Raw genomic sequence first — 22,112 nt, 5'->3', positions numbered from 1 at the left:
CAGCGGTGTGCGGCCAGCGGTGCGTCGTACAGATGCGCTGCACCGTCGATCTCGCGCCCGCTACGCGATGTACGTAGCGGGCGGATATCTCTTGGCGCGACTTGGCTGCACTTAGAACTTGTAGCGCAGGCCCAGCAAGTACTGGCGGCCGGTTTCGGTGTACTGCAGCGGCAACTCGCCGGTCTGCGGCGACCACACCCATTCGTCGGACGCTTCGTTGGTGAGGTTGATGCCCTCCAGGCTCAACTCCAGCTGCTTGCTGATCTTGTAGCGCAGCGAGGCGTCGATCATGGTGGTGCCGGTCATGCCGTGCACGCCATCCACGTTGAATCCCGCTTCCGTGCCCGGGGCCTGGGTCAGGTAGTCGTCGCGATTGGTGGCCGAGATGCGGCCGGCGAAGGACTCGCCCTCGTAGAACAAGGTTGCATTCCACGACGAGCGCGACAGCCCGGTCAGGTCGTTCTTCATCACCGGTGCGCCGGTGCTGGACAGGTACTGGATCTGCGAATCCACCCAGGTGTAGTTCAGTTGCACGCCCAGGTTGGCCCACTTGCCCGGCAGGAACGTAAATGGCTGGACATAGTTCGCTTCCACGCCCTTCAACTCGCCACCGGGCGTGTTCAACGGAATGCTGAAGGTGAAGTCGTCGTTGATGCTGGCGCCGGTGCCATCCAGCAAGGAGGCCGGCAGGCCACTGCTGGAATACGGGCGCACTTCGCGTGCGGTCTGGATGAAGCTTTCGATGTCCTTGTAGAACACGCCGACGCCCAGCATCGCGCCTTCGTTGAAGTACCACTCCAGGCCAAGATCGACATTGGTGGCTTCGATCGGATCCAGATCCGGGTTGCCGCCGGACACGGTGCGTGCGCCACCGGCCACGGCCACGGTCACACCGGGCGTGAGGCTGCCCAGGCCGGGACGCGACATCACCTTGGCCGCGCCCAGACGCAGCAGCAGGTCGGGCGCGAGCTCGGCCACCAGGTTGAACGAGGGCAGCGTGTTGTTGTACTTGCGGCCCACCGTGGTCAGCGCCGGCGCGTTGTTGATCAACGCATAGCCGGTGGACTCCTGCTCGGTGCGCACATAGCGCACGCCGAAATTCCCCGACAGCGGGATGGAGCCCAGATCGGTGGAGAACTCGCCCATCAACCAGACGCCGCGGTCTTTTTCTTCGACGCTGCGGGTGTTGTTGGCACGCGGCGCCACGGCGTAGGTGCCGGTGTTGCTGTAGATGCCGAGCTGGTTGGCCACGGCATCCAGATTGGGAACGACCCAGTTGGACGGGCTGCCGTTGATGCCCTTCAGGCCTGCCTGCTCGGTCAGGTCCGTCGGCACGATGCGGGTGCCATTGGCAAAGGTCGGCACCGACACTTCGCTGGCGCGACGCAACTCAACCGTGCTGAAGGTGTAGTCCTTGGCCAGCACGCCACCCTTGAGGCGGAAGCCGGGGCTGATGTTCCAGTTGAAGTCGATCTGCGCCGTATCGAAATCGTTGTCCACCGTCTGCGGACGCAGGCGGATTTCGGCCAGTTCCCACCCGGCAGGATTGGTCGGGTCGATGCCGTAGTTCAGCACCGGCGCGCGGTTGTTGCCGCGATAGTCGTAGCTGTACCCGTCGACGTCGTACTTGTCCATGATGATGGTGGTCTGCACCGGGTTCTCGTGCGCCGAGCGCGAGGTACCGACACGGCCGGACACGGAGAAGGCATCGCTGAAGCGGTGCTCCAGATCCAGGCTGACCTGCTTGAATTCGGTGTTCCACTCGTCGTGGCGGTTCTCCGAGCGGATATCGACATTGTCGAATTCGCCGTACACCAGCGCGTTGTTGCGGATCTCGCCGTTGCGCACGATGGTGGCCGGCTTGCCGTCGCGGTCGGCGCGGCGCGGCGTGCCGCTGTCGCGACCGCGGCTGAAGGAGATGGCCTCGATGTAATGCTCATCGCGCGTGGCGTCGATCTTGGAGTACAGCGCGTCCAGCGAGATGGTGGTGCGGTCGGTGGGCTTCCACTGCAACGAGCCGGTGACGCCCAGGCGCTGCTGGTCGTGTTCCATCTGCACATAACGCGGGAAGCGCGGGTGGTACACGTCGGCCGAGCGTGCGGCCGCAAATGGCGATGCCGCACTGAAGTTGCCGTTGCTCGTCCCGTTGGCCCAGCGGCCGGTGTTGGAGCCTTCTTCCAGCACCTGCCGCTCGGTGTAGGCCACCGACAGCAAGGCGCCGAAGGTGTTGTCGGCCCAGGTATTGGCGATCAACGCAGCCACACGCGGGTTGGCCTTCTCGGCCATGGCGTTGTAGGCCGCCTGGCCACTGGCGGCAAACGTAAAGCCGCTGTAGTCGAACGGGCGCGCGGTGCGCAGGTCGACGGTGGCCCCCAGCGAGCCCTCTTCCACATCGGCCGAGGCCGTCTTGCGTGCGATCAGCTGCGAGAACAGGTCCGAGGCGAAGACGTTGAAATCGAAGCCACGGCCGCGGTTGGTGCCGCCGCTCTGGTCGCCGGCGCCCACGGTGGTGAGCGCTTCCATGCCGTTGATGCGCACGCGGGTGAATTCCGGGCCCAGGCCACGCACCGTGATGGCGCGGCCTTCGCCAGCGTCGCGGGTGATCACCACGCCAGGAATGCGCTGCAGCGACTCGGCCAGGTTGAGGTCGGGGAACTTGCCGATGTCCTCGGCCACGATGGCATCGACCACGCCGGCTTCGCCGCGCTTGATGTCCAGGGCCTTCTCGACGCTGGCGCGGTAACCGGTCACCGTAACAGTGTCCAGGTCGACGGCGGGCTCGGCGGGCGATTGGGCAGCATCTTGTGCGGCAGCCTGGCCGCTCAGCGCCAAGCCGATCGACAGCGCAAGCAAGGTAACCGGTGTCTTCCGGCTGGTGGTCCGAAATTGCATGTCCTCCCCTCCCAAGGGTCCATGAACAATGTGAAATAGCGGGTTGAGAGCGGCAATGACACCGCTGGTCAAAGCGACGTTACCAGCTGAATCGTCCCGTAACATCTTGCAGCGCAGCAGAAAACGCCACCAAATTTCCGAAAAACGGGTGCAAGCGGTCACTTCACGTCGCATCATGGCCGTAGCAGCCGGCATTTCGTGCCAGCTAGAATGACACCGATGGTCATCCAAATGCGTGCAGGCGCCCCCACCGCGTCACGCATCACCCAGCCGAGGTAATTGCCGCATGAGCCGTGCCCGTATCCTGTGTTTTGGTGAGTTGTTGCTGCGCCTGGGGGCGCCTGGTCATGAGTTGCTGCTGCAGCAGCCTCGGCTGGACGTGCATTGCGGCGGTGCGGAGGCCAACGTCGGCGTATCGCTTGCGCATTTCGGCCACGAGGTGGCCATGGTCAGCACGGTGGCGGACAACCCGTTGGGCGCCGCGGTGCTGGGCGAACTGCGCCGGCACGATGTGGATACCCGCCATGTGCGGCGCGTGGACGGCCGCATGGGCCTGTATTTCTTGACTACCGGGGCGATCCATCGCCCCAGCGAAGTGATCTACGACCGCGCCGACTCGGCCTTTGCGCTGGCACCGGCCGACGCCTACGACTGGCCGCGTCTGCTGGAAGGCGCGCAGTGGCTGCACCTGTCGGGGGTGAGCCCGGCATTGGGCGCGGAGGTGGCACAGGCCACGCTGGCGGCGGCACGTGCCGCGCGTGCGGCCGGGGTCAAGGTGTCGTTCGACGGCAACTACCGGCCCAAGCTGTGGCAACGCTGGCAGGGCGATGCGCGCGGCATCCTGCATCAGCTGTTTGCCTGCGCGGATGTGGTGTTTGCCGACTACCGCGACATCGGCGTGGTGCTGGGCGGCGAGTTTGCGCAGGACACGCTGGAAGCGCGCGTGGAAGCGGCCGCGCAGCAAGCCTTCGCTGCCTTCCCGCAGCTGCAGTTGATGGCGTGCACGCAGCGCGTGGCGCACAACGTGGACCACCACAGCCTGGGCGCGATGCTGGTGCCGCGCGATGGCGCGGTGGCGCGTGCGCCCAGCGAGGAACTCACCCCCATCATCGACCGCATCGGCGGTGGCGATGCGTTTGCGGCCGGCGTGCTGCATGGCCTGATCGAAGGCTGGTCGTTGGAGGACACGGCGCGCTTCGGCCTGGCCGCCGGTTGCCTGAAGCATTCGATTCCCGGCGATTTCAATCCGCTGTCGGTAGCCGATGTGCAGGCCTGCGTGGGCGATGCGCGGTTTGATGTGAAGCGCTGACGCGCTGGGAATCGGGATTGGGGAATCGGGAATCGGAAGAGCGCTGGATTTCTGCGCTTTTTCTGAAGGTGGTAATCACAGCGCGCGTTCTCTAATGACGAGCAGGCGTTGCGTGCCAGCAGGCGTGGTCTGCGGGCAGTGGGCAGATGCTCGCTAGGTGTTGTCTGCAGCGCTCACGGGTTTCAAGCCGGTCTGCGTGCGCGGCGTTTGTTGATGATCCATGCCATTGCGGTACTCACCAACACCACGCAGACCGATGCCGGAATGCTGAAGAACGACGCAATCAACAGCGCGTTTTGCCACGGCGGTGCCGAGCCGTCCTGCATCACCACGGCGCAGACCACGGTCGTGGTGATCAGCAGATTGATCAGTGCTTTGAGCGCGCCGTGCATCCGGATAAACCGCAACAGCACGGCGCAGACGCCGCTGACCAAAAGGGCCAGGACGAGATGGGCGATGAGTTTGTCCATTGGGGGCGGAGTTTGGGATGAGGGAGTGGGGGTTCGTCACAGCAAAGGCAACCAGCATCGCGTGCCGGTTGTCCTTGCCGCAAAACGTTCGGGTCCGCCGAAGATCAGCGATGCAGCCATCCACCGCTCTTGCCAATCTAATCCCCAATCTCTAATCCCGGCAATCACCCCAACTCGATGCAATCGAAGGTGACGTCCGTCTCCACATCGGCGTCGTAATCCACGTCGGTGCGCTCGAAGCCGAACAGCTTGAGGAACTCGTGCTTGTAGCCGGCGTAGTCGGTAAGCTCGAACAGGTTCTCGGTGGTGACCTGCGGCCACAACGCCTTGCAGGCGTCCTGCACGTCGTCGCGCAATTCCCAGTCGTCCAGGCGCAGGCGGTTTGCGTCGTCCACCTGCGCCGGCTGGCCGTCTTCGCGGTACAGGCGCTCGCGGAACAGGCGGTCGAGCTGCTCGATGGTGCCTTCGTGCAAGCCCTTTTCTTTCATGATCTTGTAGACCATGGAGATGTACAGCGGCATCACCGGAATGGCCGCGCTGGCCTGGGTGACCACCGACTTGAGCACCGCCACATTGGCGCCGCCACCGCGCTTGGCCAGGCGTGCATTCAAGCGCTGCGCGGTGTGGTCCAGATCGACCTTGGCCTTGCCGAGTGCGCCATGCCAGTAGATCGGCCAGGTGATTTCGGTGCCGATATAGCTGAAGGCCACGCTGCGCGCGCCATCGGCGAGCACACCGGCGCCTTCCAGCGCGTCGATCCACAATTCCCAATCCTGCCCGCCCATCACGGTGACGGTATCTTCGATCTCCTGCGCGCTGGCCGGCTCGATCGAGGCCTGGATGATGGTGTCCTTGTTGGTGTCGATGGCGGTGGCGGTGTAGGTCTGCCCGATCGGCTTGAGCGCCGAGCGCTTCACTTCGCCGCTGCCCGGCAGCTTGCGTACCGGCGAGGCCAGCGAATACACCACCAGGTCGACCTGGCCGCCCATCTCGGTCTTGATCAGCTCGATCACCTGCGCGCGTGCGGCATCGGAAAACGCATCGCCATTGATCGACTTGCTATACAGCCCGGCCGCCTTGGCATGCTTGTCGAATGCGGCCGAGTTGTACCAGCCGGCCGTGCCAGCCTTGCTGGCGGTGCCGGGCTTTTCGAAGAACACGCCCAGCGTGTCCGCACCGAACCCGAAGGCAGCGGTGATGCGCGAGGCCAGGCCGTAGCCGCTGGACGCGCCGATCACCAGCACTTTCCTGGGGCCGTCAGTGCGCACGCCACGCGCACGCGTTGCGGCAATCTGCTCGAGCACATTGCGCTCGCAGCCAAGCGGATGCGTGGTGGTGCAGATGAAGCCGCGCACTTTGGGATGGATGATCAACGTGGACTCCTGGTCAGCAAGATGCTGGCGGCATCTTAGTGCGTGTGGCGCGCGCGAAACAGCCTGATGCGTAACACACGCCGCTGTATGGAAGCACGTGAGGGCCACCGCGGGGGCAGCCTGACGCCTGCACCTGCGCGCGCGCCGCAACGAACAGCGACCGCAATCGACTTACCCGGCAGCGGGCTGTGCTACGTTTCGGCCCTGCCGTGCCGTGCCTGGCCGCGCCTGAGGGCGATTGTCGAGGCCCCTTCCAGTTGTGCGACCGGTTATTTGAGCGATGTCTCTTCGAAGCGAGCGCGTCACGCAGCTGGGCTCCGTTCCGCGGTTCCGTCTTGGGCCATTGCTGGTCGAGCCGGAGCGGCTGACGCTGATCGACGACGGCCGGACCATCACGCTGGAACCGCGCATGATGGAAGTGCTGATCGCGCTGGCCGAGCGCGCCGGCGAGGTCATCAGCGCCGAGCAGTTGTTGATCGAGGTGTGGCACGGCAGCTTCTACGGCGATAACCCGGTGCACAAGACCATCGCCCAGCTGCGCCGCAAGCTCGGCGACGACAGCCGCCAGCCGCGCTTCATCGAAACCATCCGCAAGCGTGGCTACCGGCTGCTGCCGAAGGTGGTGTTTCCCGACGATTACCGCGGTGCGGTGATCGGTCCGCAGGCGTGGGGGCACGGCAACCCGTACATGGGGCTGCAGGCATTCGACCCGGCACATGCAGACGTGTTCTTCGGCCGCAGCCATGCGATTGCGCAGGTGCTGGGCGCGTTGCGCGCGCAATTGCACAGCCAGCGTGGCCTGGTGCTGGTGAGCGGCGCCAGCGGCTGCGGCAAGACCTCGTTGCTGCGCGCCGGCGTGGTGCCGTTGCTGTGCCAGCCCGGCGGCCTGGATGGGCTGGAGGCCACCGCGGTGGCGTACTGCAACCTGGCGCAATGCCGCGGCGGCGATGTGCTGGATACGCTCGCACGCGCATTAAGCGAGTGGGCACCAGGCGGGCGCGCGGTGTTGTCGCCAGCGCAGACGGCACGCCTGCCCGAATGGCTGCAGCAACCTGCGCCGCTGCATGCGGCCATCGACGAGGCGATGCGCCAAACCGGCCCGGCGCGCGAGAACGTGCACACCCGGCGCCATCTGCTGCTGGTCATCGACCATGCCGAAGCGATGGTGGCCACGCCCGGCATCACGGCCGCCGATCGCGCTGCACTGGCGGCCGCCTTGCACGCGCTGTGCGCCAGCGCGCACGTGGCCGTGCTGATGCTCACCCGCAGCGATTTTTATCCGCGCCTGATCGATGCGCTGCCGGACATCGTCGAGCTCAAACGCGGCGATGGGCACGTGGATCTGCTGCCGCCACGCGATGGCGAGATTGGCCAGATCATCCGCGTGCCGGCAGCGATGGCCGGGCTGCGCTTCGAAGAAGACCACAGCGGCGCCGGCCGCCTGGACGATGTGCTGCGCGATGCCACCACGCGCCAGCCCGATGCGTTGCCGTTGCTGCAACATCTGCTGCATGCCCTGCATGCGCAGCGCAGCGACGACGGCTTGCTGACATTTGCCGCGTATCGCGCCCTGGGCGGCCTGGAAGGCGCGCTGGCGCATCATGCCGAGCAGACGTTTCGCGCATTGCCCTCCAATGCGCAGGCCGCGTTGGGCGAAGTGCTGACGCTGCTGAGCGTGATCCACCCAGACAGCGATGCCGTCACCGCACGGCGTGCGCTGTGGTCGGCATTGCCGGCCAGTGGCGCAGCGCGCGTGCTGGTGGATGCGTTCGTGCATGCGCGCCTGTTCGTCAGCGAGCTGGTGGCCGGCGAACCGGGCTTTGCGGTCGCGCACGAAGCCTTGTTGCGACAGTGGCCGCGTGCGGCCGAGTGGATCCATGAAAACCGCCGCCTGCTGCAGGCGCGCAAGCGGCTGCAACTGGCGGCACAACGCTGGGCCGCCGAAGGCCGGCGCAGCGATCACTTGCTCAACAGCGGCCGCCCGCTGAGCGAAGCACGCGAGGCTGCGCGACGCATGCCGCAGGATCTGGACGCCCTGGATCATGCCTTCCTGCGCGCCTGCGAACGCTCGCAACGCCAGCGCCGCAGCGTATACGCCGCCGCCGCCGCACTGCTGGCGGTGCTGGCCAGCGCCTCGCTGCTGCTCGGCTGGCAGGCGCGCCAGGCCCAGCAAGTGGCCGAACAACGCCGCGATCAAGCGCAGCAACTGGTGGGCTACATGCTGGGCGATCTGGCCGAGCAGTTGCGCACCGTGGGCAACCTCAAACTGCTCGATAGCGTCGGCAGCCGTGCGCTGCGTTATCTGGAGGATCTGCCCGAGTCGGGCATGGCAACCGGTGATCTGATCAACCACGCACGTGCGCTGCGTACCACCGGCGAAGTGCTGATGAATCAGGGCAAGCTGGAAGAGGCGCAGGCCGCATTCACGCGTGCCGCGTCCACTGCCGAGCAGGCGCGTACCCAGGCGCCGGACGCAGTGGACGCGCATGCGGAAATAGGTCAGACGGCGTATTGGCTGGGCAACATGGCCTATCGCAGCAAACAGTTTCCGTTGGCGCGCACCCATTGGTCGCAGTATCTGGCCGCCAGCGAATGGTTGGTGCGCACCGCGCCGGATGATCCACACTGGCAACTGGAGTTGTCGTACGCGCTCAACAATCTTGGCACGCTGGCGCGTAGCGAAGGGCAGGTCAACACGGCGATCGGCTTGTTCGCCCGCTCGATCGCGCTCAAACGCCAAGTATTGGCGCGTACCCCAGACAACGCGTCCGTGCGCTATGAGCTTGTCGACAGCCTTTCCTGGCTGAGTCTGGCGCAGGAAACCCAGGGCCTGCTGGCACCGGCCGAACAGGGCTATCGCGAACAGATCGAAACACTGCGCCTGCTAGTGCAGCACGATCCCGATGCCAACGCCTGGCGACGGCGCATGGCCACCTCGTTGGTGCGCACCTCCAATCTGGCGCTGGCACGCGGTCACCTGGCGCAGGCGCAAGCCGACGCGCAAGCCAGCGTGGGGATGCTGGAACCACTGGTTGCGCAACAGCCGGACAACCGCACCTGGCGCCGCGATCTGGCGCATGCCTATGCGCAGGCCGGCTGGGTGGCCGCGCTGGACGGGCACGCCGCTGCTGCCACAAGCCAACTCACCCAGGCGCGGCAGACGCTGGCAGGCGTGCTAGCGCACCAGCCGCTGCCGGAATGGGAATGGCTGGACGCCATCATCGCGCTGCGCTTGAATCGGGTGCAGGGACTGCACGGCGACCGTCAGACGGCCAGTCTAGCGGCGATCGTGGCGCGGCTGGATGCCTTGCATCAGGGCAAACCGGCCGACCTGATCGGCGTGTCGGCGCTGGCGACTGCATTGGTCTGGTATGGCGAACAGCTGGACGCCAGCGGCGATCACGTCGGTGCACGCGCCGCCTGGCAACGTGCCGTGGCAGTGCTCGGCGCCGATATCGGCAATAGTCGCGACAAGACCTTGCTCGACCCCTGGATTCGCGCACAGATTCATCTGGGTCGGCGCGCTGCCGTGACACAACAGCTCGGATGGCTGTATCAAGCGGGCTACCGCCACCCGGGATTCGTTTCCCTCTATGCCCCGCTCTTCAAGGAATCACCAACGTCATGACCGATCCCAAGATCATCCCCATCACACTGACCGTGGCGCACGTTGAGTTCGGCGGCAATACCGGCAGGGGCGCCTACTTCTACAGCTTCTCGCCGGACCTGCTCATCTGTGGCAAAGGCGAACAGGGCGTGACCCTGCGCTACGCGTTCTGCAAATCGGTGCCCCACCGCTTCAAGATCATCAGCCTGCTGAATTCCGATTCGACGGGGCAGATCGGCCCGGCGGAAATTGCCTCCGACGGCAGTTGGGTGCAGGTGGTCAATGCCAATAAAGACCGGACACTGATCTTTTTCAGCGTGGTGGTGAAAGATACCCACACCGGCACGCATTTCAGCTGCGACCCCCAGGTCGGCAACGATCCGGAAATTTCGCCGACCGAATTCGGGCGTCACTGATCCTTGAGTCCATCTCCGTCCGACGGTTCGCCGCCGGACGGGAGCCGCCGCGCGATCGAGCGATGGCTCAGTTGCACACAATAAGAGACCCGGCCGCCGCGGAGCGCCTGCATGCAGGTGCTCAGTTGGTGTCCCGAACGTAGGTATCGATTGCCTTGGGCGTCAGGGCAATCACGCGACCGGCAGGAAAACTGGATATCACATAGTTGTCTGGCGCATCGCTTTTGAAAGGCACGTCGAACGTGGACGCTAGAGTGCGCGCCCACCCTTCCGGGTAGGTGCTGCCGCTGACATGGACAACACTCATCGAAGGCCAATGCACTTGGCGTTTTGTCTGCGGATCCGTCAGGTCGGCCTGGCCGATCAGCACCCGACGCGATTGGAGAGGACGTGTTTTGGCACGTGCTGCCGGCTGCAGCTTGAAGCTATAGGTTCCGCTTTCAGGGTAATGCAGCTCGATGATCGATGCCGGCGAGGCAACGGTGACTTGAAATTCTTTCTCGTACCCGGCTTTGGTTGACCTGGCGCCCTCAAGCAGGCGCCACTGGTGATCGGCAATCGGACGCGCCGATACGATGACCGCGCCCCCTTGTTCCAGTATCGGCGCGTCGAGGGTCACGATCAGTCGCGACGATAACCTCGGCTGCTTTGCACAGCCGGTGGCGGCCATGAGCAAACATGCGATAGCCAAAACGGCGCAGCCAATCCGATACCTGCCCATCGTGTCACTTCCTCAACGCTGCACACCAGCATGGCCGCTCCATGCGGCCTTGCGTCTTTATACGTCCCTTCGCATCGACCGTGTTGCTGCGCGTCTAGCGCGTGTCGCCCGATCCTGCAGGATGACGGCGTGCTGCTGCCAGCCCGCGGCATCGATCTGGCGCCGCATGCACTGCGTGGCGCCTGCTCCTTGCCGCCGCTGCGGGCGTGGTGCATCCCAGGTAACCCTAGGAGCGTGGCTAGATGTCGGCCAACCTGCGCAGCCGCTCGTCGCGCTCGGTTCCGTTGCTGAAAGCCGGCTTGATCTGGCCACGGCTCGACCACGTGCCGGCCGTGCCCGTGCCGATGCCCGCGCATTCAGGGTCATCGGTTTGGCCGACCTGGCGTGGGCGACTCGCCAGACCTTGCCGGCAACCTTCTCCATCGAAGCGCCTGATCAGTCGATCACAGGCATGGGCAGCAGTTCCCTGCACTGCCGACGCGCATCCCACGACGACCCGCATGTCGCGTTCGGCGACCGTTTGGATCGGCAGGGCTGCGCGGGGCCAACTGACCGGCAATTCGGCCTGGGTCGACGCCCCCCAGGCGCTGGTGAACAGCACGACGATCAACACGAACCACGACCGGACCAGGCGCATGACGGACTCCGCAGCAGACCGGAGCGCGGCGCGTCCCCGGGCGGCGTCGCTGGCCGCCGGATCACCTTCATGCGCGGCCCCGCGCCAGACCTGACGGCAACCTTACGGTTGCCGGCCGACGCTGGCGGTTGCCCATAAACCCTTATGGAACAGTCACATAGAAATGCAGGCCTGAACGAGCTCGGCACTCGGGATAGCGTGTCTGGGGGGGCGAAACGGCAGCAAGTGGTATTGGCCGTACCCTCACCCCAACCCCTCTCCCGAGGGGAGAGGGGCTTGCTTCGTATCGGGCAGCGAGCAGACTTCGGTCCCCTCTCCGTTCGGAGAAGGTGGCGCGTCGTTGCAGATGGCGATGCGCGCTGGATGCATGGCGGGATCGGCCGGTGAGGCCGACTGCAAGTTCAGGCCACGGCTGAGCTCGTTCGCGTTGGCTGTCTTCCGCCGTACCCTCACCCCAACCCCTCTCCCGGAGGGAGAGGGGCTTAGGTTCTCTTTAGCTCTAGGGCTTTCCGATCCGGTCCCCACCTGCCCGCTTTTCCGAATCCCCAATCTCGAATCCCAAATCCCGATTCCCGATTCCCCGCCCTCAAATCACCCGCAACGTGATCGCCTTCAACACCGCCCGGGTGCGGTCGCGGGTGCCCAGCTTTTCCAGGATGGTAGAGACGTAGTTCTTCACCGTGCCTTCTGCCAGGAACAGGGTGCGGGCGATTTCCTTGTTCGAATAGCCGCCGGCCAGCAGGCGCAAGATCGCCACCTCGCGTTCGTTGAAGGTCTCCCGCGGGGCCTGCTGGTCGCGGAACTGGTAGCGGGCGCGCACCGGGTCGGTGCTGACCGGCTGCAGCAGGGTGTCGCCTGCGGCAACGCGCTCGATCGCCTCGCGCAGGTCTTCCGGGGCGGCGTCCTTGAGCAGGAAGCCCTGTGCGCCGGCCTCGCTGGCGCGTAGCAGCAGGTCGCTGTCGTCGAAGGTGGTGAGCAGCAGCACGGGGGTGCGGTCGCCGCGGGCGCGCAGCTGCTCCAGTGCCTGGATGCCGTCCAGGCCGGGCATGCGGATGTCGCTGAGCACCACGTCCACCGTATGGATGGCCAGCGCATCCAGCAGGCCCTGGCCGTCGTCGGCCTCGCACACCACCTCCACGCCCTGCTGCTGCAACAACGCGCGCAGGCCGGCGCGCACCAGGATCTGGTCGTCGGCCAGGGCAATACGACGTGAACTCATACCGGTAGTCTCGCAATCAGGTGCATGCCGCCCGTGGGTGTGCGGCCAAGGTCCAGCTGGCCGTGCAATGCGGCCAGGCGTTCGCGCATGCCGGTAATGCCGTTGCCTTCGCGGATGCGCTCGGCGCGGCGGCCATCGTCGCAGATGTCCACGTGCAACTGTGCGCCTTCGCAATGCAGGTGCACGGCCACTTCATCGGCGTCGGCATGCCGCACGGCATTGGTCAGCGCTTCCTGCACCAGCCGCAGCAGCAGCTCGGCCACGCGCGCATCGGTGACACGCACGTCGGCATCGATCTGCAGGCGCAGCGTCGGGCGCGGGAACGGGGCGGCCAGCGCGCGCAAGGCGGTCTGCAGGTCCAGGCCCTGGTCGTCGCGCAGCGATTGCACCACGTTGCGGATGTCCGACAGCAGTTCGGCCGATAACTGCTCCACCACCGCCACCTCGTCGCGCTGCGCCAGGGCCGGGTCGGCGCTGAGCAGGCGCAGGTTGATGCGCATGGCGGTGAGCTTGTGCCCGGCCACATCGTGCAACTCGCGCGCCAGCCGCAAACGCTCGGCATCGCGCGCACTGTCGGCCAGCAGCGCGCGGGTGGCCAGCAGATCGGCGTTGACGTAGGCCAAGGTGTCGCGCGCCCGCTCGGCACTGCGGGCGTAATGCGCGGTGAGTGCGGCAAAGGCCTGGAAGCCGGCATAGATGCTCACGATCAACAAGGCCCGATCGAAGCCGGCGTGCACTAGCACCGCGTACATGCCCGCGTTCAACACCAGCGCCAGCAGCAGCACGCGCAACGGCGGCCAGGTCATGCCCGCCTGCGCCACCAGCATCACCAGCAGGACCGGCGCGGTGCCGGCACGCGGCTCCATCCAGACCAGCAGCAATGCCAACGCCGCCTGCAGCAGGGTGGCCACCGTGCGCAATGCATGCGTTTGCGGCAACACGGTGTGCACGACGAACAATGCGGTAAAGCCGGCCAGCGCGCCCCAGCGCCAGGCACCGTAGGCAGACGCATCGGGCATGAACGACAGCGCGACCGCGGCAATGGTGAACGCAGCGGCCAGGCGCAGGGGGTGCAACAGGTGGCGGAAGGAAGAGTTCATGCGGCGATGCTGACCGCCATGCAGGCGCTCGGCAATGGTGCGCAGGCAGAAGGTGACTTCTGGCAGGTGGGATCGATGACCTGCGGCCCCTGGCATGGGTGCAGTGCGCGCGCAGACTGGCCTCATCCACTCACCGCGTTGCCAAGGAGTCACACCATGTCCGCTTCCAGTCTGTTCATCGCGCTCAATCTGGTCTGGGGTGGCTATGAGCTGCTGCTCAGCCGCCGTCGCCGCGCCGGCGATGGTGGCGCGCACGATCAAGGCACCCTGAAATACCTGTGGCGCGTGTTGTCTGCGGCGGTGGCCGTTGCAGTGATGCTGGCCTACAGCGGCCTGGCGCACTGGCCGCAGGGTTGGGCGGGGCCGCTGCAGTGGACCGGCTGCGCCTTGATCGGCAGCGGGCTGGCGTTGCGCGTGTGGGCCATCCAGGTGCTGGCGCGCTGGTTCACGGTGGACGTGACCATCCAGCCCGATCACCAGCTGGTGCGTCGCGGCCCGTATCGCTGGCTGCGGCACCCGTCGTATACCGGCGCGCTGCTGGCGTTCTACGGGCTGGCGCTGGGCATGGGCAATGCGTTGTCGGTGATGGCGATCGTGGTGCCGGTGACCTGGGTCTTCCTGCACCGCATTCGCATCGAAGAGGCCGCGTTGCAGCGCGCCTTCCCGGTGGCTTACCCGGCGTATGCGAAGCAGAGCCGGCGCCTGCTGCCGCTGGTGTGGTGACGGCGCAGACAGCAGCGGCGTCGCATGGATGCCAGGCAGTGCTTCGTCTGCTTGCACCCAGGTTCGGCCCACACGACATGCCACCTGGCGGGCTGCTGCAAGTATGGGCGGCCCCTCACGGTCCGATCTGCGACGGCCGCCAGCGCAGCAAGGTGGATACGCTGCGTACGATCGGTCCCACCGCGTCGCATCCCTATCGTTGCCAGGAGAGTTGCATGCTCGCCCGTCCCTATACCGTTGTTGCGCTCGCATGGCTGCTCGGCAGCGCCGGCGTGCACGCCGCCGACCTGAACGTGGACGTCAGCGGCTTGCGTTCGCAACAAGGCAAGCTGCGCATCGCGGTGATCGCCTCGGCCGCACAACTGGACAGTGCACAGCCGCCGGTGCAGGCGCAGACGCTGCCGATCACCAGCAGCACACCGCACATCCAGTTCAAGAATCTTCCGCCCGGCCGTTATGCCGTGATGATCAATCACGACGAAAACGCCAACGGCAAGCTGGACACCAACCTGATCGGCATGCCGGTGGAAGGATATGGCTTCAGCAACAACCCCACCGGCATGCGCAAGCCTGGCTTGGACGAGATCGTCTTCGACCTGCCGGCCAGCGGTAAGCGCATCAGCGTGCAAATGCGCTGACACCGGCACGCGATAGGAGCGCTGCCATGCACCGTCGTCGCTTTCTGCAATCCCTGTTGGCCGCCGGCGGCAGCGCTGCGTTCGGCAGCTGGATGTTACGCAGTCTGCCTGCACACGCCGCAGAAGCGGCAGCGTTTCATACACAGGTGCAGCGCACACCGTGGCTGCTGGGCTGGCGCAGCGTGACCAGCCCCACCTTCGGGCCGACCACCACGGCAGTGCAGGGCAAGCTTCCCGAAGGACTGGCAGGCAGCCTGTATCGCAATGGCCCGGCCTGGACCGAGCGCGCCGGGTTCCGCTACGAACACTGGTTCGATGGCGATGGCATGGTGCATCGCTGGCAGCTGGGCGGCCCCCAGGTGCAGCACGTCGGGCGCATGGTGGCGACGCATAAATTCACCCAGGAACAGCAGGCCGGGCGTTTTCTGTATCGCGCCGCTGGCACCTCCGTGCCCGACATGCAGCCGGTCCGCAATAACGACGACGTCAACACCGCCAATACCTCGGTGGCGATGCTCAATGGCCGGTTGTTCGCATTATGGGAAGCGGGATCGGCGATCGAGCTGGATCCGGATGCGTTGCGCACGCTCGGCCCGGTGACCTGGCGCGACGATCTGGCTGCGATGCCGTTTTCCGCACACCCATTGATCGACCGCGACGGCAGCGCATGGAACTTCGGCTCAATCAATGCGGCAGGCGCCAGCGGCGTGGTGCTCTGGCACCTGGGCGCAGATGCCACGTTGCGTCACGTGCAGCTGCTGCACACCGACGCCCCCGGCTATATGCACAGCTTTGCCATGACAGATCGGCATTTGATTCTGGTCATGGCGCCGTACCGCCGGCTGGACGGCGAGGGCGCGTTCTTCGAAAGACTGCGCTTTACGCCCGAAGCGCCATCGCGGATTGCGGTGGTGCCCAAGGATGCGTTGGACCAACCACGCTGGTTTGAAGCCGACTTTGCGGTGGCATACCACTTTGCCGACGCCTATGCGCATCGCGACCGCATCGTGGTGCGCGCCATCGTGTACGACGATCCGGAGCAGGCGCGCTCGCCAATGCGTGCGGCCATGCACGGCGACCCGGCGGCCGCACCATCACAGGTGCAACTGCGCAGCCTGCATCTGGACCTGAGCAACGGCCGCGCGCACTGGCAGCCGCATCCGGTGGATAACCTGGAATTGCCGTTGTACGACCGCCGCACCCCGACCACCACCGGCGCACGCCTGTATGCGCCATGCATCGATGGGCCCAACAACTCGCCGTTCCTCAATGCCGTGGCCGGCTATGACCTGGAACGCGACCGCCGCCAGGTGCATCGCTATGGTCCGGACGTGCTGGCCGAGGAACATGTGTTCGTCCCCAGGCCCGGCAGCGACCGCCCAGACGATGGCTGGCTGGTCGGCACCGTGCTGGACACCCGCCGCGGCCGCACCGGGCTGATGGTGCTGGACGCACGACATATCGATGCCGGGCCGGTGGCCCAGGCATGGCTTCCGTACGCGCTACCGCTAGGGTTTCACGGGCATTTTGCGCCCGCCTAAGCGGGCGCACTGCAACGGGCATGGCACTGTCTCGAGCCGCATCCAGACCTAGAGTGCCGACTCGCTGCCCCGGTGCCGTGCCGTCTTGGATGGATCGTCTTACACTCGGCCGCTCCCCGCCGCTGCCGTCCCGTCTTCGATGATCATTTCCGCCGCTTCCGACTACCGCGCCGCTGCGCAAGCACGCCTGCCGCCCTTCCTGTTCCATTACATCGATGGCGGCGCGTATGCCGAACACACCTTGCGGCGCAATGTCTCGGACCTGGCCGATGTAGCGCTGCGCCAGCGGGTGCTGCGCAATATGTCGGATCTGCGCCTGAGCACCGAGCTGTTCGGCGAAACCCTGGCGATGCCGGTGGCATTGGCGCCGGTCGGCCTCACCGGCATGTATGCACGCCGCGGCGAAGTGCAGGCCGCGCGTGCGGCGGCCGCGCGCGGCATTCCCTTCACCCTGTCCACGGTGTCGGTGTGCCCGATCGAAGAAGTGGCGCCGGCCATCGAACGGCCGATGTGGTTCCAGCTCTATGTGCTCAAGGACCGTGGCTTCATGCGCAATGCGCTGGAACGGGCCAAGGCCGCGGGCGTGACCACGCTGGTGTTCACCGTGGACATGCCCACGCCGGGCGCGCGCTACCGCGATGCGCACTCGGGCATGAGCGGGCCCAATGCCTCGCTGCGGCGCATGCTGCAGGCAGTGACGCACCCCCGCTGGGCGTGGGACGTGGGCTTGCTCGGCAGGCCGCACGATCTGGGCAACATCTCCGCCTACCGCGGCAGCCCCACCGGCCTGCAGGATTACATCGGCTGGCTGGGCGCCAACTTCGACCCGTCCATTGCCTGGAAAGACCTGGAATGGATCCGCGAATTCTGGACCGGGCCGATGGTGATCAAGGGCATCCTGGACCCGGAGGACGCACGCGATGCGGTGCGCTTCGGCGCCGACGGCATCGTGGTCTCCAACCACGGCGGCCGTCAGCTCGACGGCGTGCTGTCCAGCGCACGCGCGCTGCCAGCCATTGCCGATGCGGTAAAGGGCGAACTGAAGATTCTGGCCGATTCGGGCATCCGCAGCGGGCTGGATGTGGTGCGCATGCTCGCGCTCGGTGCCGATGCGGTATTGCTGGGCCGCGCGTTCGTCTACGCGCTGGCGGCCGCCGGGCAGGCCGGCGTGGAAAACCTGCTGACCCTGATCGAAAAGGAAATGCGCGTGGCGATGACGCTGACCGGCACGCATTCCATCGCCGAGATCAGCGCCGACGCGTTGAGCCGGGTGACGCGCGAGCGGGCAGAGACGATCTCGCCTTGACGCCGCAAGACCGTAGCGCGTGATCGAGCGCTGTGAGCGGTTCGCCAGGCAGCTGACAGAAAGTGCCTCACCATTCGCGGCCAAGCGCGCGCCGACAGGCGGGCATGCCGCCCGTACCGTCCGTGCTGCGCCCCCGCCTATCCCGCCTTGCGCCTGGGCGCGGCCGTCTTGGCGGCAGTCTTCTTGGCCGCCTTGCCTGCGGTCTTCCTGACGGCTTTCTTCGCCGCTTTCTTGGTCGCCGCTTTCTTTGCAGGTGCGCTTGCCGTTTCGGCCGTGCTGGATTTCTTGGCTGGCGTGCGCGTATTGGCCTGCAGGCTCTTCTGCAGCAACGACATGAAGTCCACCACGTTGGTGGTGGCGTCTTCGTGCTGAGGGGGTTCCACGTCCACGGTGGTCGTGCCGCCCTTTTCCTGGATGCGCTTGCGCAAGATCTTTTCCAGCTTGCCGCGGAATTCGTCGTGGTAATCCTCCGGCTGCCAGGTGCCGGACATCGACTCGATCAGCTGCTTTGCCATCTCCTGTTCCTTGGGCGTGATGCGGTACTCGCCCACCGCACCGGCCGGCAGCTTGAAGTCCTGCGGGTCCACCACCTCCTGCTGATAACGCAGCAACAACAGGATCAATGCATCGCCCTGCGGCATCACCGCCGCCAGATACTCGCGGGTGCGGATCACCACCTTGGCAATGCCTACCTTGCCGGTGTCGCGCAAGGTTTCGCGCAACAGCACGTACCCCTTTTCGGCCTTCTTGCCCGGCACCAGGATGTAGGGCTTTTCGAAATAGCGTGGGTCGATGTCGGCTGCATCGACAAAGGTTTCCACCTCGACCGTTTCATGGCTTTCCGGCGCCGCAGAGCGGATATCCTGTTCTTCGACGATGACGTAGCTGCCCTTGTCGTATTCGAATGCCTTGACGATCTCCTTCCACGGCACCTCATCGCCGGTGTCGGCATTGACGCGTTCGAAGCGGATCGGTTTTTTGTCGCGCGAATCCAGCATCCGGAAATGCAGATCCACCTTGCGCTCGCCCGACATCAACGACACCGGCACGTTGAGCAAGCCGAAGGAAAGGGTGCCGGTCCAGATCGGTCGTGCCATCAGTGCGCTGCTCCATGAATTGCGGCTTCGGGAATGTGGTCCAGGGCCAGCCAGGCATCTTCGACAATGTCGCGCACATGCGGCCAGTCCAATCGCGAGGCTCCACGCATGCTGTCCCACTGCGCAGCCAGGGCCTGCTCGCAATCGATATCGGCCCCGCGCGGCCAATCGGCAGCGTGGGTGATCCGCGCAAACGCATAGGCCGGCGATAAATCGCGCCAGGTGGGCCCGCCACGCCGGCGGCGGCGCTGGTAGTCGGCCAGGCTGTAGCAATGGAAATCCTGCGCCACGCCAGCCGTATCCGGCATGCGTGACTTGCGCGGCGCGCGCCTGGGCGGAGCGGGCTCGACATGGGCACTGAACAGGCGACGGTCGGGACGGCGATCCTGGGGGCGCATGGGCGGCTCCACGGTGCGGCATGGGGGCTGACATCAGTAACGCCGCTGCCGTGAGCCATGCGTGAGAAATTCGCTTGCATTGCGCGATTTGCGTGCCCTTCACCGCAGGCGCGGTGAACTGCTCGCCCATCTTGCTGTCAGGAGTCCACCATGTCCCGCGACCCGTTACGCGACCAACCCACCCAGCCGGGCGAACAACACGGCAAGCGCGACGCCGAACACTATGAAGACCGCGGCGCCGGCGATGCGCCCGGGCGCCTGATTCCTGCCGATGACCAGACGCCGGCCAAGAAGCCGGGAAGCGCGCCATCGACGGGGACCGATGACTGAAGAGGTGTTCCTGGCGGGTCTCTGGCTGAAAGCGTGGGTTGAAAGACAAACCAACCTGCACCAGGCCGATCCGTGATCACGGGGCAAATCTCACCGCGTGGCTCACGCCCGGCCGGCCTGCTGCAACCGTGCGAATTCATCATCATCAAACAGCCGCGACCGCACCAGGAAGCGCACACCTTCCCCATTTTCCAGCGAAAACATGCCACCGCGCCCCGGCACCACATCGATGATGAGCTGGGTGTGCTTCCAGTATTCAAATTGCGGCGCGCTGATGTAGAACGGCGCGCCGCCAATCTCGCCCAGCAAGACGTCGCGGTCGCCGACGATGAATTCGCCGACCGCAAAACACATTGGCGAAGACCCATCGCAGCAGCCGCCGGATTGGTGGAACAACACATCGCCATGCTGGGCACGCAGCTTGTCGATCAGCTGCAGTGCCGCCAGCGTGGCCGTTACCTGGGCCGGCAGCTCAGTGCGCGTGGTGCTGTCTTGCATCGGCTAACTCCTGCGGCCGCTCCGGCCGCCTTGTCGAGCACCATACCCTGCCGCTATGTGCGGGCGTGCATGCACGCGGACACCGTGTGCATGCCTTTGCATCGATGGTGCAGCAGAACAAGCCCGGCTGGCTTTCGTGTGCGCAAACATCGAGGCGGTCAGCCACGCAGCTGCCGTTAGAAAAGCCCCAGCGCCTTCGGCGAATAGCTCACCAACAGGTTCTTGGTCTGTTGATAGTGGTCGAGCATCATCTTGTGGTTTTCGCGGCCGATGCCCGACTGCTTGTACCCGCCAAATGCAGCATGCGCCGGGTAGGCGTGATAGCAGTTGGTCCACACGCGGCCAGCCTGGATCGCGCGGCCCATCCGATACAGGCGCGAAGCGTCGCGACTCCAGAGGCCGGCACCCAGGCCGTATAGCGTGTCGTTGGCGATCGCCAGCGCGTCGGCTTCGTCCTTGAAGGTGGTGACCGAGACCACCGGGCCGAAGATCTCCTCCTGGAACACGCGCATCTTGTTGTGCCCCTTGAACACCGTGGGCTTGACGTAAAAGCCCCCGGCCAGGTCGCCCTCGAGCGTGTTGCGCTCGCCGCCGATCAGCACTTGCGCACCTTCCTGCTTGCCGATATCGATGTAGGAGAGAATTTTTTCCAGCTGCTCACTGGACGCCTGCGCACCGACCATGGTGTTGGGATCGAGCGGATTGCCCTGCTTGATCGCCGCCACGCGCGCAAGCGCCTTTTCCATGAAGCTGTCGTAGATGGATTCCTGGATCAGCGCGCGCGACGGGCAGGTACACACTTCGCCTTGATTGAAGGCGAACAGCACGAAGCCTTCCACCGCCTTGTCGAGAAAATCGTCGTCTTCGGCCATCACATCGGCGAAGAAGATGTTGGGCGATTTGCCACCCAGCTCCAGCGTCACCGGAATCAGGTTCTGGCTGGCGTACTGCATGATCAGCCGGCCGGTGGTGGTTTCGCCGGTGAACGCAATCTTGGCGATGCGCGGGTTGCTGGCCAGCGGCTTGCCGGCCTCCAGGCCGAAGCCGTTGACCACGTTCAACACGCCAGGCGGCAGCAGGTCGCCGATGAGTTCCATCAACACCAAAATCGAAGCCGGCGTCTGCTCTGCCGGCTTCATCACCACGCAGTTGCCGGCGGCAAGCGCCGGCGCGAGTTTCCAGCACGCCATCAGCAGCGGGAAATTCCACGGAATGATCTGCCCCACCACGCCCAACGGTTCGTGGAAGTGATACGCGATGGTGTCGCTGTCGATCTCGGAAATACCGCCTTCCTGCGCGCGGATGGCACCGGCGAAATAGCGGAAGTGGTCCACGCACAATGGCACGTCGGCATTGAGCGTTTCGCGCACCGGCTTGCCGTTGTCCCAGGTCTCGGCGTACGCGAGCAGTTCGAGATTCTGTTCGATGCGGTCGGCGATCTTGAGCAGTACGTTAGAGCGCTCGGTGGTGGAGGTCTTGCCCCACGCCTCCTTGGCCGCGTGCGCAGCATCCAGCGCCGCTTCGATATCCGGAGCGGTGGAGCGCGCGATCGAGGTAAAGACCTTGCCGTTGATCGGCGTGGTGTTGTCGAAATACTGACCATCCTTCGGCGCGACCCACTTGCCGCCGATGAAGTTGTCGTAGCGCGGTTTGAAGATCGACTGCGGATCGGTGTTGAGCGGCTTGGTGGCAGGTTGCGCGTTCATCGTGATCTCCTGGCAAGTGGTCCGATGCGAACGTGTATACCCGCGCAAGTGCTAGCGCAATGTCATGTGCGATGCTGTTGCGCTGCGTCATCGTGGAACCGGGATTGACCCTGCCATTCCCGCGAAAAATA

At 65.3% G+C, this 22,112-nt stretch carries 19 protein-coding genes; 8 read left to right on the top strand and 11 right to left on the bottom strand.

Annotation, left to right across the window (positions count from 1 at the left end):
• Nucleotides 1–111: 111 nt before the first annotated feature.
• On the bottom strand, nt 112–2,892 hold the full coding sequence (locus ACCQ16_RS00620; protein ID WP_014088948.1) for a TonB-dependent receptor: 2,781 nt from the start codon (nt 2,890–2,892) through the stop codon (nt 112–114).
• Nucleotides 2,893–3,178: 286 nt separating this feature from the next.
• Here ACCQ16_RS00620 and ACCQ16_RS00615 point away from each other — a divergent pair, with 286 nt between their 5' ends.
• Nucleotides 3,179–4,201, top strand: a complete 1,023-nt coding sequence (locus tag ACCQ16_RS00615; RefSeq protein WP_065627734.1) for a sugar kinase — start codon at nt 3,179–3,181, stop codon at nt 4,199–4,201.
• A 182-nt stretch (nt 4,202–4,383) separates the two neighbouring features.
• Here the strand turns inward: ACCQ16_RS00615 and ACCQ16_RS00610 are convergent, their stop codons facing one another.
• Both ACCQ16_RS00610 and fabV read right to left on the bottom strand, forming a co-directional pair.
• The gene (locus tag ACCQ16_RS00610) at nt 4,384–4,671 is read right to left on the bottom strand and encodes a hypothetical protein (RefSeq protein ID WP_011345866.1); all 288 of its coding nucleotides are present in this window, start codon (nt 4,669–4,671) and stop codon (nt 4,384–4,386) included.
• Between the two features lie 164 nt (nt 4,672–4,835).
• Nucleotides 4,836–6,044: an enoyl-ACP reductase FabV gene (fabV, locus tag ACCQ16_RS00605; protein ID WP_033478794.1), complete on the bottom strand. Its 1,209-nt coding sequence runs from the start codon at nt 6,042–6,044 to the stop codon at nt 4,836–4,838.
• Between the two features lie 280 nt (nt 6,045–6,324).
• Between fabV and ACCQ16_RS00600 the strand changes: the two genes are divergently transcribed.
• On the top strand, nt 6,325–9,672 hold the full coding sequence (locus tag ACCQ16_RS00600) for an nSTAND1 domain-containing NTPase (protein ID WP_277573433.1): 3,348 nt from the start codon (nt 6,325–6,327) through the stop codon (nt 9,670–9,672).
• Nucleotides 9,669–10,067 carry a hypothetical protein gene (locus tag ACCQ16_RS00595; RefSeq protein ID WP_011345863.1) on the top strand — a complete coding sequence of 133 codons (399 nt, stop codon included), beginning with the start codon at nt 9,669–9,671 and terminating at the stop codon, nt 10,065–10,067. Before ACCQ16_RS00600 ends, ACCQ16_RS00595 begins: the two co-directional genes overlap by 4 nt.
• A 121-nt stretch (nt 10,068–10,188) precedes the next feature.
• Here the strand turns inward: ACCQ16_RS00595 and ACCQ16_RS00590 are convergent, their stop codons facing one another.
• The 4 genes from ACCQ16_RS00590 to ACCQ16_RS00575 all read right to left on the bottom strand — a co-directional run bounded on the left by ACCQ16_RS00590 (nt 10,189) and on the right by ACCQ16_RS00575 (nt 13,840).
• The gene (locus tag ACCQ16_RS00590) at nt 10,189–10,737 is read right to left on the bottom strand and encodes a hypothetical protein (protein ID WP_031420548.1); all 549 of its coding nucleotides are present in this window, start codon (nt 10,735–10,737) and stop codon (nt 10,189–10,191) included.
• 289 nt (nt 10,738–11,026) lie between these two features.
• Entirely contained in the window at nt 11,027–11,425 is a 399-nt protein-coding gene (locus ACCQ16_RS00585) for a hypothetical protein (protein WP_011345861.1), read from the bottom strand.
• A gap of 586 nt (nt 11,426–12,011) precedes the next feature.
• Entirely contained in the window at nt 12,012–12,644 is a 633-nt protein-coding gene (locus ACCQ16_RS00580; protein WP_014088941.1) for a response regulator transcription factor, read from the bottom strand.
• Nucleotides 12,641–13,840, bottom strand: a complete 1,200-nt coding sequence (locus ACCQ16_RS00575; protein ID WP_014088940.1) for a sensor histidine kinase — start codon at nt 13,838–13,840, stop codon at nt 12,641–12,643. Before ACCQ16_RS00575 ends, ACCQ16_RS00580 begins: the two co-directional genes overlap by 4 nt.
• Nucleotides 13,841–13,900: 60 nt before the next feature.
• Between ACCQ16_RS00575 and ACCQ16_RS00570 the strand changes: the two genes are divergently transcribed.
• From ACCQ16_RS00570 to lldD, 4 genes are all read left to right on the top strand, one after another.
• The gene (locus ACCQ16_RS00570; protein ID WP_029818175.1) at nt 13,901–14,467 is read left to right on the top strand and encodes a methyltransferase family protein; all 567 of its coding nucleotides are present in this window, start codon (nt 13,901–13,903) and stop codon (nt 14,465–14,467) included.
• Nucleotides 14,468–14,682: 215 nt separating this feature from the next.
• Nucleotides 14,683–15,105: a DUF2141 domain-containing protein gene (locus ACCQ16_RS00565; protein WP_218492792.1), complete on the top strand. Its 423-nt coding sequence runs from the start codon at nt 14,683–14,685 to the stop codon at nt 15,103–15,105.
• Nucleotides 15,106–15,131: 26 nt separating this feature from the next.
• Entirely contained in the window at nt 15,132–16,646 is a 1,515-nt protein-coding gene (locus ACCQ16_RS00560) for a carotenoid oxygenase family protein (RefSeq protein ID WP_372380164.1), read from the top strand.
• A 139-nt stretch (nt 16,647–16,785) separates the two neighbouring features.
• Nucleotides 16,786–17,952: an FMN-dependent L-lactate dehydrogenase LldD gene (gene lldD / locus ACCQ16_RS00555; RefSeq protein WP_008573929.1), complete on the top strand. Its 1,167-nt coding sequence runs from the start codon at nt 16,786–16,788 to the stop codon at nt 17,950–17,952.
• Between the two features lie 137 nt (nt 17,953–18,089).
• Here lldD and ku read toward each other — a convergent pair whose 3' ends face one another.
• On the bottom strand, nt 18,090–19,049 hold the full coding sequence (gene ku / locus ACCQ16_RS00550; protein WP_008573931.1) for a non-homologous end joining protein Ku: 960 nt from the start codon (nt 19,047–19,049) through the stop codon (nt 18,090–18,092).
• Nucleotides 19,049–19,447, bottom strand: a complete 399-nt coding sequence (locus tag ACCQ16_RS00545) for a hypothetical protein (protein WP_033478792.1) — start codon at nt 19,445–19,447, stop codon at nt 19,049–19,051. The genes ku and ACCQ16_RS00545 overlap by 1 nt, the downstream gene beginning before the upstream one ends.
• Before the next feature lie 150 nt (nt 19,448–19,597).
• Between ACCQ16_RS00545 and ACCQ16_RS00540 the strand changes: the two genes are divergently transcribed.
• Nucleotides 19,598–19,777, top strand: a complete 180-nt coding sequence (locus ACCQ16_RS00540) for a hypothetical protein (RefSeq protein ID WP_008573948.1) — start codon at nt 19,598–19,600, stop codon at nt 19,775–19,777.
• A 102-nt stretch (nt 19,778–19,879) separates the two neighbouring features.
• Here ACCQ16_RS00540 and ACCQ16_RS00535 read toward each other — a convergent pair whose 3' ends face one another.
• Nucleotides 19,880–20,275, bottom strand: coding sequence for a DUF779 domain-containing protein (locus ACCQ16_RS00535; protein ID WP_011345853.1), 396 nt, complete (start codon nt 20,273–20,275; stop codon nt 19,880–19,882).
• A gap of 176 nt (nt 20,276–20,451) precedes the next feature.
• On the bottom strand, nt 20,452–21,981 hold the full coding sequence (gene adh, locus ACCQ16_RS00530) for an aldehyde dehydrogenase (protein ID WP_031420534.1): 1,530 nt from the start codon (nt 21,979–21,981) through the stop codon (nt 20,452–20,454).
• Nucleotides 21,982–22,112: the final 131 nt, after the last annotated feature.

The organism is Xanthomonas sp. NCPPB 1062, from assembly GCF_041481705.2.
GTDB classification, from domain to species: domain Bacteria; phylum Pseudomonadota; class Gammaproteobacteria; order Xanthomonadales; family Xanthomonadaceae; genus Xanthomonas; species Xanthomonas euvesicatoria.
The sequence above is the reverse complement of the archived record's forward strand: the minus strand, read 5'-3'. Positions and strand labels throughout refer to the sequence as shown.

Bases quoted from the DNA above. Each gene is read 5' to 3' on its own strand.
- ACCQ16_RS00615 (WP_065627734.1), top strand. From the start codon at position 3,179: ATGAGCCGTGCCCGTATCCTGTGTTTTGGTGAGTTGTTGCTGCGCCTG.
- ACCQ16_RS00575 (WP_014088940.1), bottom strand. From the start codon at position 13,840: ATGCCAGGGGCCGCAGGTCATCGATCCCACCTGCCAGAAGTCACCTTC.
- ACCQ16_RS00610 (WP_011345866.1), bottom strand. From the start codon at position 4,671: ATGGACAAACTCATCGCCCATCTCGTCCTGGCCCTTTTGGTCAGCGGC.
- lldD (WP_008573929.1), top strand. From the start codon at position 16,786: ATGATCATTTCCGCCGCTTCCGACTACCGCGCCGCTGCGCAAGCACGC.
- ACCQ16_RS00600 (WP_277573433.1), top strand. From the start codon at position 6,325: ATGTCTCTTCGAAGCGAGCGCGTCACGCAGCTGGGCTCCGTTCCGCGG.
- ACCQ16_RS00585 (WP_011345861.1), bottom strand. From the start codon at position 11,425: ATGCGCCTGGTCCGGTCGTGGTTCGTGTTGATCGTCGTGCTGTTCACC.
- ACCQ16_RS00535 (WP_011345853.1), bottom strand. From the start codon at position 20,275: ATGCAAGACAGCACCACGCGCACTGAGCTGCCGGCCCAGGTAACGGCC.
- ku (WP_008573931.1), bottom strand. From the start codon at position 19,049: ATGGCACGACCGATCTGGACCGGCACCCTTTCCTTCGGCTTGCTCAAC.
- ACCQ16_RS00620 (WP_014088948.1), bottom strand. From the start codon at position 2,892: ATGCAATTTCGGACCACCAGCCGGAAGACACCGGTTACCTTGCTTGCG.
- ACCQ16_RS00545 (WP_033478792.1), bottom strand. From the start codon at position 19,447: ATGCGCCCCCAGGATCGCCGTCCCGACCGTCGCCTGTTCAGTGCCCAT.
- adh (WP_031420534.1), bottom strand. From the start codon at position 21,981: ATGAACGCGCAACCTGCCACCAAGCCGCTCAACACCGATCCGCAGTCG.
- ACCQ16_RS00595 (WP_011345863.1), top strand. From the start codon at position 9,669: ATGACCGATCCCAAGATCATCCCCATCACACTGACCGTGGCGCACGTT.
- ACCQ16_RS00580 (WP_014088941.1), bottom strand. From the start codon at position 12,644: ATGAGTTCACGTCGTATTGCCCTGGCCGACGACCAGATCCTGGTGCGC.
- ACCQ16_RS00570 (WP_029818175.1), top strand. From the start codon at position 13,901: ATGTCCGCTTCCAGTCTGTTCATCGCGCTCAATCTGGTCTGGGGTGGC.
- ACCQ16_RS00540 (WP_008573948.1), top strand. From the start codon at position 19,598: ATGTCCCGCGACCCGTTACGCGACCAACCCACCCAGCCGGGCGAACAA.
- ACCQ16_RS00560 (WP_372380164.1), top strand. From the start codon at position 15,132: ATGCACCGTCGTCGCTTTCTGCAATCCCTGTTGGCCGCCGGCGGCAGC.
- ACCQ16_RS00590 (WP_031420548.1), bottom strand. From the start codon at position 10,737: ATGGCCGCCACCGGCTGTGCAAAGCAGCCGAGGTTATCGTCGCGACTG.
- ACCQ16_RS00565 (WP_218492792.1), top strand. From the start codon at position 14,683: ATGCTCGCCCGTCCCTATACCGTTGTTGCGCTCGCATGGCTGCTCGGC.